This is a genomic window from Paenibacillus liaoningensis, from assembly GCF_059609455.1.
On the sequence record NZ_JCAALU010000019.1, the window covers coordinates 89,247 to 105,332 of the forward strand.

Consider the following 16,086-nt stretch of genomic DNA (forward strand, 5'->3'; position numbering starts at 1 on the left):
CCCTCAGCTTAGCTGCACAGATTCCAAGTTTGAACATGCTCGGTTTAATGATACAATAGGAGCGTAATTGACCAAGCTTAACCCCAACTCAAACCTACGAAGGAGTGACGTAAGTGGCTGTTCAGGCGTATTTGAATTTTAATGGCAACTGTCGTGAAGCGGTATTGTTTTATGCAGAGGTTTTCGGAACGGACAAGCCTGAAATTATGACATTCGGGGATTCTCCTCCAAATCCGGAGTATGAGATGCCGGAAGCAGTAAAACCTTTGGTTATGCATACGCGGCTGAAAATAATGGGCAGCACAATTATGTTTTCTGATGTATTTCCAGACTCTCCTTACGTTGAAGGCACAAACATCAGCCTCTCCGTCGTCAGCAAGGACCTTGAAGAACTGCAGTCAGTCTTCAACAAGCTCAAAGAAGGCGGCACTGTAGAGATGGAGTTACAGCAAACCTTCTGGTCTAAAGGCTACGGCAGCCTGAAGGATAAATTTGGCATTCAATGGCTCATCAACCAATCCGACGAAGAGCTTTAATCAAGCCTCATTCATAAGGCTTTGCATATAAATACCCGCCTGCCCTGTTTGGAGTTCGTCCAAGCAGCGGCAGGCGGGTATTTTTCTGACATTTACTTGAACGTTTGTGGTCTTGCGCAGTGAGCAGAATATCGTATAGCCTCATTCCTGTTTCAAGGGAACGCTGAATTTAGCGTGATTTATCAAAAGTCGGTTTCAAGCTTTCGCCGACATCTTCAAGAAATGTGTCCATATGCCACTTCAGCCTCGTGCCGAGCTGCCTTCCATAAGGCGTTTCTGGCGGAAGAGCGCAGGGCCTCAGTCGATTTTAACCTTCCGCACTCTCGATTTTGCCGATGACACCTGTGAGCGATTCAATGTGCTCGGCGTTTGTCCAACCGGAGAGACCTCTTCTCCATACCATGAGCATCTGCCAGTCGACCTGCCGCGTTTCTATCGCCCAAAGCAGCTCGTTCGTCCGCATCGGCGTTAGCGGCATGCCGTTCTCTGCCGGTATCCAAAGTGTATCGTCCGAATTGGAGACGATCGGCATTGCTCGAACGTTGGAATAGGATGCGTCGTAGGCGTAACGGATCGGGCAGTCATCCGCCTCCAAAGCCTCCAAATACAGCCTGATATCGTCCAGTAATTTCTTTGCGGTTGATACATATTCCACAGGACCCTCCAGCAGCGGCGCTCCTCCCGCAGTAATGCTGCGGTCCGTCATTTCAAGCTCCGCATTTCTCAGCGCCGACCAGCTCCAATTCACTGGCGGGTAATCGTCCTTTTTCCACTGCACGCCGCGCGATTCGACAACCATACCGTAACGCCCCGACTTGAAATTGCGAGGATACACGATCCCATGGACCAAACTGGTATGGCCGATTGAATAATGGCTCCGTATTTTGTCCAGCTTTTTCGGCGACAGCGAAGCGCCCGCCGAAAAATGAGGGGTCCACTGATGCCGCGAGCAAAGCTCGCGCAAATACAGCTCGTCAACCCTGGCGTCGAGGCTGGACGGTTCCAACAACAGTGAACCGCCGTTAACGCCGAGATCGATTATTTCGCCGCTATCGTCTCCTTCAAGAACAATCATTTCCTCGACAAGCGGTACCTTCACCGCTTTAATCTTATCCACGCGTTGAACGGCTAGCTTCTGTATTTCCCGCAGCATTTCCTCCAGCAGATATGCCGACATTCCTTCCCTCGTATTGACGCTTTCGTATTTCGAGAAATAGACGGTTTTTTCGTTACGGGCCTTTATATCCAAATGAACATAAGCCTCCCAGGAACAACGATAACGAAACCACAATATTTTTTCATACAATGCCGTATCGGTTACGACAAGACTGTCTTTTGCACTGTTCATTAAGGATTGATCCAATACAGCGACGATGGTTTCGCTAGAGGGAATGCGATGCGCTCGCCGTATAGCCGGCTCCTTATTCGCCGGAATCTTACTCCAGTAATGCTTGTAGCCTTGCATATAACGGTCGAAAACCGCTCTCAGCTCGTTCTGCCATTCCATGCTTGTTTCGTCCACGATCCCCCCTCCTTTCGAACACTATACGGATAAAGAATTTTTACGATCGGCGCGTTTCTGACTCAGGTTTTGGAAATACGTGATAGAAAATGCGATAGCGATAGGAATGCTAATAAGCATAATCCACAACGTCATTCCTATCGCAATAATCGTAAAGCTTCTGGCCGAGCGAAGCGGGTTGGCAATCCAATAGCGGTAACGCACCTCGCCAGGTGTAAGATTCGATACTTGCTGAACCCACGCTTCAACTTGCGGGTGACCAGGATGCCGTTCCGAGCATTGCTTGAAATGCGCAATCGCTTGTTGGTAAAACTTACCCTTATACAGTATATTTCCGTAATGCAGGCTCATTTCCAAATCATTGGGATGCTTCTTCAAGTATTCCTTCAACAACGTATTCGGACTAATTTTCTTCTCTAATTGTGCGATCCTGATGCCCCGTAACAGTATTGCCGGATCGTTGTCGTTCAGTTTGGCGAGCACAAAGGTTTCGCTGAATAGACTGCGTAAATAATGGATATATCGTTCTTGGTTTTTGCGAACGCTATCGTGCGTGCCAACGACGAACTTGTTGAACGGATCGAGCTCCACAGCCGACTCTACCACCTGTACAGCCTCCTCAAGCCTGCCCAAATTTTGCAGCACGACTGCATGCTCCGCCAAAAATTCGGCGTTTTGCGGTTCAAGCTGAAGTGCGGTTACAATGAGCTTCTCCGATTCTTCCATCCTTCCTACTATCCGAAGCACATAGGAGAGGTAGGCATACGACCAACTGTATTCTGGATCGAGACGAATGCTCGTCCGCAGCAGCTTGCATGACTCGTCCAGCCGTTCCTTCAATCTTTTTTTCCAACTGACACGAAACCAAACTCTCTGGTATGGCTTTCTGCCGTAACGATATACTGCCTGTTCGCAGAATGTAACGGCCAAATGATAGTTGGATGGCGCATCGTTCGGGTCCAGCTCCAGGCTGCGCGTCAACGACTCTACCGATTCTTCGAATCTTGTAAGCTTTCTATAAATAAAGCCAAACAATCGATGCACATACAAATCGTCGGGCTGCTGCTTGATTAACAGTCTGCCAAACTCCAATGCCTCGCCGTATCTTGCTAGCTCGTAACAATTCCATCCGCAGGTGTACAAGGCGTCGTAATGCTCAGGATCGATTCGCAGCGCTTCGGCTGCTTGCTCCAACGCGGCCTCATGCTTGTTCATGTCCCAATAGTTTCTCGCAAGCTCCATTATCTTATCGATTTGACGTTCCTGATTTGTCATATGCTTATCTTGCCTTTCTGTTCCGTTAGTAAAATATCTAGTCCGTACGCGGCTTCCATTAAATCAATCTCCCGAATTGCCGCAGATAATGCTCCACCTCGTTGTAGATACCGCTCTGATTGGAATATTTGACGTAGTTTTTCGCCGTGCGTAGCCATTCCAGCGTCGTCGGACGAATTTCTCCGAGCGCCTGCTCCATATCCTTTATTCCGATCGGCCGCTCGACGCCCGTCTCGAGAATATGCTCCAGCACGATTTCCGTCGCTCTTTCGACGACGTTGTCGATATCGGCGCCCGAATAAAACTCCGTGGACGCGGCCAGCTTTGCGATATCCATTTGCTTGACGTAACGGCCATGCAGCTTCATTTCGAACGTACGTTTTCTCGCTTCCACATCAGGCGGTGCCACAAATACCATCCGATCGAACCGGCCCGGCCGCTTCAGCGCGCCGTCCACATCCCACGGCAAATTCGTCGCTCCAAGAATAAGCACTTGATCTGTGTTCGTATCGATTCCCTCCATCTCCGTAAGGAAGGTGTCGATCACGCCTCGCATCGAGCTGCTTGAAGATTTGGAACGATTGTATCCTAACGTATCGATTTCATCGAAAAACATAATGCTGGGCTTTTGAGAACGGGCCTTATCGAACATGTCTTTTAAGTTTCGTTCGCTGACGCCTATGTAAGGATCCAAAATATCCGTAATATGGACGGGAATGAAGGACGCCCGGCACTCTCCCGCCGTCGCTCTCGCGATATATGTTTTGCCACAGCCGGGCGGGCCATACAGCAGTACGCCTCCGCCGATTTTTTTACGAAACTTGGAAAAGAGCCCTTGATTGTAAAACGGACTAATAATGCGGATATGAATCGACTTCTTGAGCTCGGTCAAGCCCGCGACATCCTCGAACGTAATTTTGGGCACGCTGACCGCTTCCTGCTTCGGGTCCACTTGTCCACCGTCAATCACCTTCAATCCGATATGTCCCTTTGTTAAAAAAGACCTGCCGTCCGCTCCCGGCTGTTCGGCGATACCACGATCTTCGTCGTTTTCACCATCTTGTCCATCTTCCTCGAACTCTTCTTCATCGTCGCTTGCTACAATACTATCGGATTTGTCCGTCCATCCGCTTGCCGAATTCTGATTCTGTTCGCTCTTCGCTTCGCTAGCGGCAGCAGCTAGCGCCACCGCGCCACCTTGTAGGCGCATCGACGCATGAGTAAGCTCCTGCAGCAGTTGAGCGCGAAGCTCTTCTTGCCCCGTACAGCATGAAAGCCCTGCGGAATAGGCGCCAATTGCTTCCACGTACTGTCCGTCTGCGGCATATTCCATCCCCAGCCAATAATGGGTTTGAGGGTCTTCCGGTCTTTCGGACGCCATCTGGCGCAGCCAATCGATTTTGTTCATCTGTGTATGCTCCCCACTCCTGAAAAATAGTCTCTCTATATATGTCGTATACTTTCTGTCCAATTTCAATAGATGCACAAAAATGTACCTTAATTTCCACCTGAACTCCATCATCATTCAAAAGGATACAATAGCGTTTCATTCATGATTTCTGATTTTTTATACTTTCTATCTCAACTTAAACAGCATGAAATCGGTAAACAAGCCTTGATATAGCTATCCTGAAAATGTGTTCACGTTTACCATAAGTAGAGCGCAAGTTTTTTCCTATTATTCGATCCATCTAATATTTATATCAACCTTTCGTATGAAGGTATAAGTAATATCGGTAAAATATGGATGTATTATTATATTAAATGACGAAGATGAGCGCAATACGGGGAAATCCTTCTTTTAGCTTCATTCAGGCCTCAAAACAAAGAGAAACCCAAGCGTCTTGAGACAAGACGTAGGGTTTCTCTACAATTTGACAAGAAAAGCCGTCAAAACGGCGACTTTTTTTGTTAGCACTATTACAGTACACTCGCTTCCAGATTCTGCTCTACAGCCTGTTGCTCCTCTTCTAATAAGCTGACTAACACATCCGATAGCATTTCAATCGTGTTGCCGCTGAGAAGATCGCCCACCATTGGCGCACAGCCAAATTCGCTAGTAATGCGATTACGGAGTTTAATAGCCATCATAGAGTCGAGGCCAAGCTCCGGAAGGCTGCGTGTCGTTTCAAGAAATTCCTGATCGTAGCGAAGCAGCTCCGCGATAATTGCCGTGAGCTGTGCCAATACAGCAGCCGCTCTTCCTGCTGGCTCTAATGCTGCCAATTTCTCTGACCAGTTAATGGTTTCCTCAATCTGCTGCCCCTCGCTGCGCGCCTTTTGTTCTAGCAGATTAAGCAGCGGCGTGTCCGGGTACAGCATGCGGACGGAATTCCATTCTGCGGAAAGCACAGCCACCTGAGCAATCGGTTGACCGAGCAAATGCTCCAGCAGTCGCTCCCCTTCTCCATCGAGAATGCAGTCTATTCCATTTTCCTGAAAATGGGCTGCTAAGTTCAGTCTGGTGACCATACCAGACAGCCATGGCCCCCAGTTAATGCTCATAGCTGGCAGCCCTTGACTAAGACGATAATGGGCCAATCCATCCATGAATGCATTGCCTGCGGCATAATTCCCCTGTCCCGCTGGCGGAAGCAGCGCGGCAATGGAGGAGAACATCACGAAAAATTCCAGCGGCTCGGAGCGTGTTGCTTCATGCAGATTCCAAGCCCCTTTCACCTTCGGTTCATAGGCTTCATCGAAAATATGTGCCGGCATTTGTCTCAGCAGCATATCTTGGACGGTGCCTGCACTATGAATGACGCCTCGAACTGGTGGGTGGCCACTGCTGATATAATTCTCCATAAAAGCTTTTAGGCTCTGCTGATCTGTAATGTCGATGCAAAGGGTCTGCACATAAACACCAGCAGCTTCCAGCTCGAGTACGAAAGCGATTCGCTCCGCTTGCACAGCCTTTGTCGGATCATCGGCAAGGTTCGCCAAATAGCCTTTCCATTCATGCCTTTCCGGCAGCGGGCTCCGACCGAGTAAAATCAACCTTCTAGCCCCCCGCTTGACAAGCAAGCGCGCAGCATTCTGGCCGAGCGAGCCGAAGGCGCCAGTAATGAGATATGCGCCGTCCTCACGGCAGCGCAGCGGAAGTGACGTTCCCGGAATGCGAGTTGCCTGATTGAGGCGAAGCACATGGCGCCCACCATCCCGGAAGGCCAGCTGATCCTCGCGTCCCGCTTCTTCACTGACCAGCTCCCGAACAAGCAGCTGCGCCGCTTCTGCAGCGGCCGCATTCGGATCGATATCGCAAATGCCGCCCCAATAATCACGAAACTCTTGTGCGATCGATCGTCCAAGCCCCCATGCTGCGGACTGGAAGACTGCTGGCGGCTTTGTAACGGCGAGTTCATCCAAGCGATGGACGAGCTGTGCACCGCGCGTCAGCGTCCAGAGACGTACCCTCGCATGATGACTGGCTATGCTCTGCACCGTATAAAGCATGGAATAAAGGGATAGCGCTTTATGCGGTGTAAAGCTCTCATTCCCTTCCATCCATGGACTGCTCCAGCACCTGCTGCCCTGCTCAGCTTCCGCTTCAAGAGCATGCAAATGCATGCTCACCGGTTCAGGAATATCCAAATTCCAGGCATGAACAATGCCGCGAAGACGGCTTCCAAATGCCTGTAGTGCATCCTTCACCATGCTGTCGTAATGCTGCTTCGTGCCAGGGTGTATTTTACTCCCATTCAAAGCAGGCACAAAATGATATTCTCCTTCAACAGCGGGCCATACAATAACCGCCTCAAAATTCTGCTGTCGCAGTATTGTGCTTGCTGCCTCCGCCACACCGCTGTCATCGGCGAGAAACAGCCAGACATCCTTCTTTGTCACGCGCAGCGGCGAGTCGCTCAGCTCAGGAGCAGGCTGCCACTGCGGCTCATAGAACCAGCGCTTTAATTGTGCACTCCTGATCTTTCCTACTCCCGCATCCACCGCCTGTTTGACGAAGCCGAGAAACTCGGCTACCAGGCGTCCATCTTCGTCATAGACGCGCAGGTCTCCCTTTGTTATCTTATCGTTGCGCTCCGTCAATCGGCTGTGAGCCCATAGTTTCCCTTCTACCTTTCGATAAAAGCGAATTTCCCCAATTCGCACGGGCAGACGAAACTCATCTCTCGTTTCCTTTGGCGCCTCGCCTTCAAGCGGGAATTCAGCAGCCAGCATCGCCTGAAAACAGGAGTCCATTATCTGAGGATGGAAGATGTAACCCTCTGTCTCCGCTGCCGCTAGGTCCATTTTAATTTCTGCCCAGGCCTCATCCATTCCAATATAAGCTTGTTGCAAGCCTTGGAACATGGCTCCGTAATCAAAACCCATACGGTTTAAAATCTGGTAGGCCTGATCGCGCCCTACGGTACGGCGCATCGTTTGACTCGCAAGCTTCGGATTCTGCTGTGCCGCTGGCGCGACCGGCTGGAGCTGCCTTACCCGACCGGAGGCATGTAGCGTATATGGACTTCCTGACGTATCTGCCGCCGAATAAATTTGGAACGTGCCGTTCTCCACGTCGAGATAGTGCTGGGTAAGCATGACCGTGGAGAGCTGAGGTAGCGTAAGACTGCGGTGCAGTTCGATCTGCTCAAGCGCATACCCGCTTCCGCCCAAGGTGTGCTGAACCGCCGCCATTGACGCTTCAATATATGCTGCCGCCGGGAAAACCGTCTGATCCAGTACCCGGTGGTCACGCAAATAGGGAAAACGAATGAGCGAGACCTCACCCTCCCAAGCTGCCGCTGCGCCAAGCAATGGCCTGCCAAGCAGCGGATGATCACGCAATCCTAGACGAATTAGCCGGATGACCTCCGGCTCATGCCAGTAGGCCTCCTTCCGCCATGGATAGGCCGGAAGCTTCGTCCACTGCGCTTGCGGATAAAGGGCGGTCCAGTTCGGCTCAAATCCCCAAGCATAAAGCTCAGCAAGCGACAGCAGCATTGCTTCATGCTCGTCCTCCTTGCGGCGGATGGAGGCAACAGCCAAGGCCCGGCGGGCACCAAAGCATTCATTCAGCGCTCCAGTAAGAACAGGATGCGCTCCGATTTCCACAAAAACCGTATAGCCACTCTGCAGCATTTGTTCAATGGCCGGTGCGAAGCGCACCGGTTCACGAACATTGCGCCACCAATAATGAGCATCTACAGACGCGCCGTCAACAAGCTCAGCAGTGACGCTCGAAAAAAGCGGGACGGACGCTGACTGTGACGGAATCCCCTGCAGGCTGTCCAGCAGCTCCTCCTCAATCTCCTTCATGAAATGGCTGTGAAAAGGGGCTCGCACCTTCAATTTTCGGTTGAATAATTTCTGCTCTGCCGCCAAGGCCAAAACATTGTCCAATGACTGAATTGTTCCTGCAAGCGTGACCGATGAAGGGCTGTTAATCGCAGCAATGCTCACCGTTTCTTCAAAGTCCTCCACTAGCTTCTTCGCTTCCTCCTCGCTGGCGCCGACAGCCGCCATGCCGCCTCTTCCACTTAAGCGCTGAAGAAGTCGGCTGCGGTGGTAAACGATCTGAAGCGCATGCTTTAAGGGATAAACGCCCGCCGCATAAAATGCAGCAACCTCGCCTGCACTATGGCCTACGATGGACTCCGGCACGATTCCCCATGAGCGCCAAAGCTCTGCCAATGCGATCTGGAGAGCACAGCTGATCGGCATTGAAATTTCGGTTTCGTCCATCAGACTGTCCGCTTCATCCTTCTCGAGCTCAGCCAGCATCGACCAGCCGGCAATTTCTTCAAACAAGCGGTCACACTGCTCCATCGTCTCTCGGAACACAGGTTCAAGCTTCAGCAGCTGCCTTCCCATGCCGTACCACTGCGGGCCCATACCTGAGAAAACCCAAGCAAGCCGCGGCTTGTCGCTTGGCCTATTCATGCCGGTGATGACGCCCTGTGCCGCTTTTCCTTCGCCAGCTGCAGCCAAAAGCTCTGCCAGCACATCACTGTCTTTCGCAATACTCGCTTGACGGTGAGCGTGATGCTCGCGGCGCTCGCCAGCGCTCCAGCACAGGTCTTCCAGCGCTAAGCCGGGACTGCTAAGCCGATGCAAGTAGCTTTTGCTGAGCAACTGCAGTCCTTCCGCTCGCCTTGCCGAGAACGGCAGCAAATACGAGCGCTGTGCAGCAAATCCTTTTTGCTCCACAACGGCTGATGGACCTGCTGCTGCCCTTGTGTCAACATCTGCCGCTGCCTGCCGCTCGCCATCACGGCGATAGCCAGCTTGAACGGCTATCAAGGACGCCTCTTCTTGCGGCAAAATATCCTTTTCGCTCACAGATGGCTCCCGGACGATCACATGCGCATTTGTGCCGCCATAACCGAATGAATTGACTGCCGCAATGGCTTCACCGTCATGCGAAGGCCACGGCTCAAGCTTGACGGGCACGCGGATGCCCCATTCATCAAATCGAATGGCCGGGTTCGGATTATGAAAATGCAGGTTCGGCGGAATTTGCTTATGCTGGAGGCAAAGCACCGTTTTTATTAGACCAGCTACACCGGCCGCTGCTTCGGTATGGCCTATATTCGTTTTACAGGAGCCAATGAACAGCTTTTCCGATTCCGTCCGCCCTTCTCCATAGGCTGCGGCAATGGCCCGCGCCTCGATTGGATCTCCGACCGGCGTGCCTGTTCCGTGCGCTTCAACATATTGCACGTCCGCTGCAGAAATGCCCGCCTTGCCCAGCGTTTTTCGAATCAGCCGCTCCTGCGCCTCGGAGCTGGGAACGGTAATGCTAGCCGTATGTCCATCCTGGTTGACACTGCTTGCCATAATAACCGCCTGAATCGGATCGCCATCTGCTAGAGCATCCTCCAATCGTTTCAGCACGAGCATACCAACGCCTTCGCCCCGGACATAGCCGTCCGCAGAGTTGTCAAAAGTTTTGCACCGGCCTTCCGGCGACAGAAATCCGCCTCTGCTTTCTACCAGCGTGTATTGCGGGGTGAAAATCAGCACAACGCCACCAGCAACCGCAAGCTCACTCTCGCCCTTACGCAGGCTTTCGCAAGCCAAATGCAGCGAAACAAGTGAAGACGAGCAGGCTGTATCAATGGTCATGGACGGGCCGCAAAAATCATAAATATATGAAATCCGGTTTGAAATCATCGTGGTCATACTGCTTGCGGCGGTATACGGCCCGGCGTCCCGCTGGAATGGATCGCCGAATTGCAGCGCGTGATAATCGAGCGCGAATGCCCCTACGAACACACCTACCTCCCGGCCGCGAAGAAGGGCGGGGCGCTGCCCGCCGTCCTCCAGCGCTTCCCATGTAACCTCAAGCAAATGCCGCTGCTGTGGGTCCATATGATGCGCTTCATGCGGCGATATGCCGAAGAACTCTGGGTCAAACCGGTCGATGCCGTCAATAAAACCGCCGTGCCTAGTTACCATTTTACCCGGTTTGTCACGATCGGGATGATAGAAATCCGTGTTCTTCCATCGCTCTGGCGGAACCTCCACGATCGCGTCTGTACCATTTTTGAGCAGCTCCCAGAATTGTTCCGGATTGTTCACCCCGCCGGGAAAACGACATCCCATGCCGATAATCGCAATGGCCTCCTCATTAGTGTGAGTCTGCTCCTTCGCGAACTGCTGATGCTTTTGCTTATACATCGTGATAGCCTTCCTTTCCAACCTCAAGTCGTTATCGGCGTCCATACCCGAATGGCAGGACTTGTATCTCCCTGCGGCCCTTGCATTAGGCTGTAGTCGAGCGCATATAAATTCCGCCATTCATCTACGGCAATTTTCGCTGCATTTACGCCCTCCGTTGAAGAAAGAAGCGCTCCCTGCCAGCTGTACACGTCAAGCAAATACTGACTTGCCTGATTTCCGCCGCCGGAATAAGACAGCACATACATATTGCCGTCCACATCGATATCTAGATCAATGTACGATATACCAGACGTCTGGCGAAGCTGCAGCACAGGGGACATAGCGAAATAATTCTGGCTGTTGCCGAACACGTCGAAGGCCTGCAGCCGCTTGTTCCCTGCCTCCAGTACGATAAGGGTACCGTCAGGTGCAGCTGCAACTGCTACGGGCTGCTGCATAAGCCCGGGCCGTGTCCCCACTCCACCGACCGAATAAGGTCCCGGAGCTGCGCTGTCCGCCACCGGCTGCGCGCTTAGCTGCACAATTTGCAGCATGCTTGCGGCTGTGCTGACTGCAGCCGCAAATCCAGCTGGATGAGCGGTCAAATCATCCACTGTACTAAGCGTTAAATACCCTCGGCACGTTCCCGTAGGGAACTGAAAAACGCCAGCATCTCCGAGCGCGATGTTCCTGAGCGCATATGGCTCCGTACGTGTATCGAAGAACAGATTATTATCACAGTTGTGGCCAGCTGCAATGGTCGTCATCGTATAGAAGCCGCATGATGCGGGCTTAAGCGAATGGGCAGGCGATGACGAAACCGAAATGGCTTGGAGCCTGTACATTTGCGCCCCTGCCCCGCCGCCGCTGCATGGCGCACACGTCTGGCCCGATGCCCTCCAGCCATACACAAGCGCCGAAGCAGCAGCATTAAATGAAATGCCAGTAAGTTGACATAGATTGGTTCCGACATTGCTGCAGTCCAAACTTGCAATCGTCGAGGGGTCTGCCTCAGTTGCCGGCTGCCAATTGAAACCCGCCTCAGGGCTAAAGGCCAGCGCCATCGTTTGCCGATAGCCCTTTGCTGCTGCAGCTGGGGCATTTTCTTGAATCACGATGCTGAGAGTGGAGGATGCTCCTCCACTTGCTTCACCCTGCCCAACTAAAGCTCCAGAAGCGTCGTAGATGAACGCCTGCGCGGACACGGCAGCATTATGTGGAACATTAGCAAACGACGACTTTAACAGCGGATCACTCCAAATGCCGTTCATCAATCCGCTCTCTGTTTGCACATCGCCATTTCCTGTCCATTTAACTGTATATGAAGCAGCTGAAAGCGGCCATGTGCCATGGGCTGGGTCAGGATATACCTCAACCGTTGAAACCACGATCATATTCATGCTATAAACCTGCGCGAAAGTTGCAGGAACAGACAGTGTCTCTACCACACCGCTTACTGCGCCGCTCTGCAGAGAAGATAACAAGCCCGCTAGCGGCCAATATGTGCTTTGCGCTGCCTGAATAAGCGCATCGTCTTTATATTTGAGACGCAGCGCGGCGAGCAGCTTAGGCAACGAGCCGCCGAACAACAGCTTGCCTATCTGCGCACAGAGCAGATTGATGGCATCCAATGTTGAGACCGCAGATGACAAAATCCCTGCTGTCTTTTCCAATTCCATTACAATTCCGCTGTCGCTAAACAGCTCGTAATACCATGCCGCTGTCGCCGAAGTATACTCGCCGGCGGACTTCATGATCCAAGGGACAGCGTAGCCGAGCACGGCCGAGAAAAAAAATGGCAGCGGATTGGCAACGCTGTTCCATCCAAGCGCACCCAATGTTCCGAAGGTAAGCCGGACAGATACCGCTGCACTCGGGATTTGAAATGACTGCGTCGTCTGCTGGGCAACGGCAGGCATACCTGCTATCCCGAGTGTTGGCGGCACCAGTCCTATGAATTTCAACGTTGCTGTTTCAAAGGGCGAGCCTGATTGGAGTCTTGATGTCCATTCCCCAGCTTCAAGCGTAATGAGCGCACCGGAAGCATCGAGAAATTCCGCGTATAGACTGTAGAAAGCCGGAAAACTATTTTGCAGAACAATTTGGAACTGCTTCGATTGAGGGTCGGCGCTGACTGATTGCACCATAATGCCGCATTGCGGCTGGAAATTATCCGCCGTCCACTGAAAACCAGCAGCTGGCGGAATAACCGGCTGATAAGCACCGGTGACGCCCTGCTGAACAGACCATAGCCTATTTAGCAAATTGTCGTCCTGTTTGACGAGTACAAGCGTTCCTTCAATAAGCGGGCCAGCTGCCGAGGTGATTGCAGAAGACAGCGTATATTGATAAACGGCATTCGTGCCGAGCTTCCCGATCTGCTCTATTGTGGCCCAGCCTCCGCTAGACGAAGCCGGCCCCTGTTTGCTGATCGCTGTCGCGAGTCCATAGAGCAGATTGGTCTGGCTGTTGATCAAGCTGTTGACCTCGGTTTGAATAACCGGATCCGGCGAAGACAGCTCCGGATGCGCCCCCGCAAGCAGAACCGCGTAATCCATCGGTGCTGGGATGACCTGGCTTGCCATTTTATAGACCTCCTTATAGGTTTATATGCACCAATGAAACGGGTCCGGCACACATGCAGGCGGCTTCGGCGGCGCAGCAGCCGTCATCATCTGCTCCCATGTAATATGCTGCGGAGGCAGCTGGTTCAAATACTGCTTCAGCTTTTGCCCATTCGGACAAGTCGTCGTGCCGTCCATGACATCCTGAGTCATCTGTGTCGTAGCCAGCACGATTCGGACCTGTTCCAGCGTATGGGTATCATCGGGACGAATGACCATCAGCACCGAGCCGTATATATGAAGCGTTTGATCTTCGTTTGCAATAATATAAAATTCCACATAGCCCTGCTGTAATTGTGAAGTATCCGTGCTGATATTACTTAAATGCCATTTGCTGCCCGGGATGATGACTTGGTCGATGCTTGCAGAGGATACGAGCGGATATCCCGCGCTGCTGAAAGCGTTTTGAATGTCAGAGGCCAAATTTTTCGCATCAAGCTCCTTGCTCATGGACTGAGGCAAATTAAACAGATGAACGCCAATCGGGCCGCCGGATACGTATAACTGCGTACCTATTTTGACTATGGAATAGATCGGATAAATGGGATTAGAAGCGTTTTTAATCGTCCAATAGCTGCCCAGCGTTACAACTGTCACAGTCGCCCCCGGGTCCAGCGGAAAATGGTTGGTTTGGAACTGGCTGCGCAGCGCTGCTGATATCGTCTGATTGTCCAGATCGACGGCATACGATGACGCCAGTGTAAAAAAAGGCCCTTCGTTCAGCGATACCGCTGCATTCGTTAATACAGCATTCTGCAGCTGCGCCTGCTGGAAGACTGCACCTTGAATATTGGCAAAAGCAAGCGAAGCCTGCTTCTTGTTAATCGATGGCGTCAAATACGTGCCGTTCAACGTCGCTGCGATCAGATTGGCTGAATCCAAATTGCAGCCGTACATCCGGGCCTGCGAGAAATCCATGCTGCCAAGATTGGCATTGGCGAGATCAGCTTCCTCCAGATCGGCGTTATCCGCTTTTGCCGAGCTTCCGTACCAGTTGACGCCCGACATATTGACCGCATACAGGTTCGCATCGGTGAAAATGGCATTAGGCATATAAGCCCCCGCTAGAACGGCAGCATCATTGCTTGATACATAAAGCCATACGTTCAGGACATCCCCGCCGTTCGTAATGGTATATACCGTGTTGTTATCGGTGATGATCCAGTTCTGGCTCGGAATGCGGACCGTAATGGTCGCGGCTTTCGAAAGCGGATACCCTGCATTCTGAAAAGCCTGACTGATCGCAGACGTGACGGCGCCGCCGTTCAAATCGGAGATGAGCGAGGTGCTAAGCGTAAATGCTTCCTGCTTGGCTCCAAGCTGCGCACCCGTCAAGTTTGCGCCTGTCAGCGTCGCATTGGACAATGAAGCGCTGAACAGGGCGACCCCGTTTTGCAGGGAAGCATTGGTCAGTGTCGCGAAGCTGAGATCAGCGCCGGTCAGATTGCTGCCGTCCAGCAGTGCGCCGGTCAAATCCGCATGCGTGAAGGTTACGTTCTTTAACGAACATTTGTTGAGACGAACCTTTTGCATGCTAGCCCCCGTAAAGTTCGTTTGGGCATCGATGATGGCTGTCGTCAAATCCTGGTTGTTTAGTGTCGAATTAGTCAACGTAGCCCCCGGAATTTGAATGCTGTCCAGATTCGCCAGCAGCAGATTCGCACCGGTCAGGTCGGCTTTCGTCAGGTTAGAATGAATCAGCACCGTACCATAAAGGTTTGCACTTGCCAGGGATGCTCCTGTCAGGTCGACACCGTCTACAGAAGCGCTAGACAGGTCGGCAGATGTAAAATCACAGCCAGCCAGGCTCGCATCGGAAAGCGATACAAATTTCATAGTGGCGTTGCTGAAATCAACGTTCACAGCCGTACATTTATCCAGAATAGCGTAGCCCATCGACGCGCTTGCAAAGCTCGAATAAGAAATAATCGTATCCGGTCCTTGGAATGTCGCTTCAAACAAGTTGCAGGAGTCTAAATTTGCACCGCTAAGATTGGAGCCAGAAAAATCAATTTGGCTGAGATCCGCTCCAGCTAAGTAAGCCCACGACAAATCGGCCGAATGAATAACCGAGGCCTGCTGAATTTGCACCAGACCAGGTGTGATTGACTGCTGATGGAATAAAGCCGTCGCTGGCGGATTGTTCGATGCTATTCTGCTAATCGTGCCTCCGCTCATATTAACGTCATACTGTGTGCCCGATACTTGCTCGACGAGCAAGACGGCAGCGCCGCTTGAAACCAGTGTAAATATAGCAGGAGCCCCGCTCGGATCCTCTGTTGCCGCATAGCCGCTTCCAGCATAGACAACATATTTGCCATTATTGGCCTGCAGCCAAAAACCGGTACCCATATCCCCATAAGCATTGAATCGCTGGTCAGGAGAGGCGGCGGTAGCCTGGACAGCCACCAACTGAGAGGTAGATCCATCCAGGCTCATATACGTGCTTTCAGCTGTATCGCTGAATATCCATTTTCCAATAAATGTCATCATGGTCGAGGACATTCGGATTCCCCCCGCCGAT

General features: G+C 52.0%; 7 protein-coding genes. 1 reads left to right on the top strand and 6 read right to left on the bottom strand.

The window, feature by feature from the left end; all coding sequences use genetic code 11:
• The first annotated feature begins 113 nt into the window (after positions 1-113).
• Positions 114-536, top strand: a complete 423-nt coding sequence (locus tag AC6B99_RS26855; RefSeq protein ID WP_056028419.1) for a VOC family protein — start codon at positions 114-116, stop codon at positions 534-536.
• Between the two features lie 307 nt (positions 537-843).
• Here AC6B99_RS26855 and AC6B99_RS26860 read toward each other — a convergent pair whose 3' ends face one another.
• The 6 genes from AC6B99_RS26860 to AC6B99_RS26885 all read right to left on the bottom strand — a co-directional run bounded on the left by AC6B99_RS26860 (position 844) and on the right by AC6B99_RS26885 (position 16,067).
• On the bottom strand, positions 844-2,058 hold the full coding sequence (locus AC6B99_RS26860; protein ID WP_056028422.1) for a hypothetical protein: 1,215 nt from the start codon (positions 2,056-2,058) through the stop codon (positions 844-846).
• A gap of 21 nt (positions 2,059-2,079) precedes the next feature.
• A complete protein-coding gene (locus tag AC6B99_RS26865) occupies positions 2,080-3,333 on the bottom strand; it encodes a tetratricopeptide repeat protein (RefSeq protein ID WP_056028425.1) in 1,254 nt (417 codons plus the stop codon).
• Positions 3,334-3,391: 58 nt separating this feature from the next.
• Entirely contained in the window at positions 3,392-4,741 is a 1,350-nt protein-coding gene (locus AC6B99_RS26870) for an AAA family ATPase (RefSeq protein ID WP_494880398.1), read from the bottom strand.
• 512 nt (positions 4,742-5,253) lie between these two features.
• Complete coding sequence (locus AC6B99_RS26875) at positions 5,254-10,956, bottom strand: type I polyketide synthase (protein WP_496664668.1); 5,703 nt, start codon at positions 10,954-10,956, stop codon at positions 5,254-5,256.
• Between the two features lie 23 nt (positions 10,957-10,979).
• Positions 10,980-13,523 carry an NHL repeat-containing protein gene (locus AC6B99_RS26880; protein ID WP_494864500.1) on the bottom strand — a complete coding sequence of 848 codons (2,544 nt, stop codon included), beginning with the start codon at positions 13,521-13,523 and terminating at the stop codon, positions 10,980-10,982.
• Positions 13,524-13,544: 21 nt separating this feature from the next.
• Positions 13,545-16,067 carry a pentapeptide repeat-containing protein gene (locus AC6B99_RS26885; RefSeq protein ID WP_496664669.1) on the bottom strand — a complete coding sequence of 841 codons (2,523 nt, stop codon included), beginning with the start codon at positions 16,065-16,067 and terminating at the stop codon, positions 13,545-13,547.
• Positions 16,068-16,086: the final 19 nt, after the last annotated feature.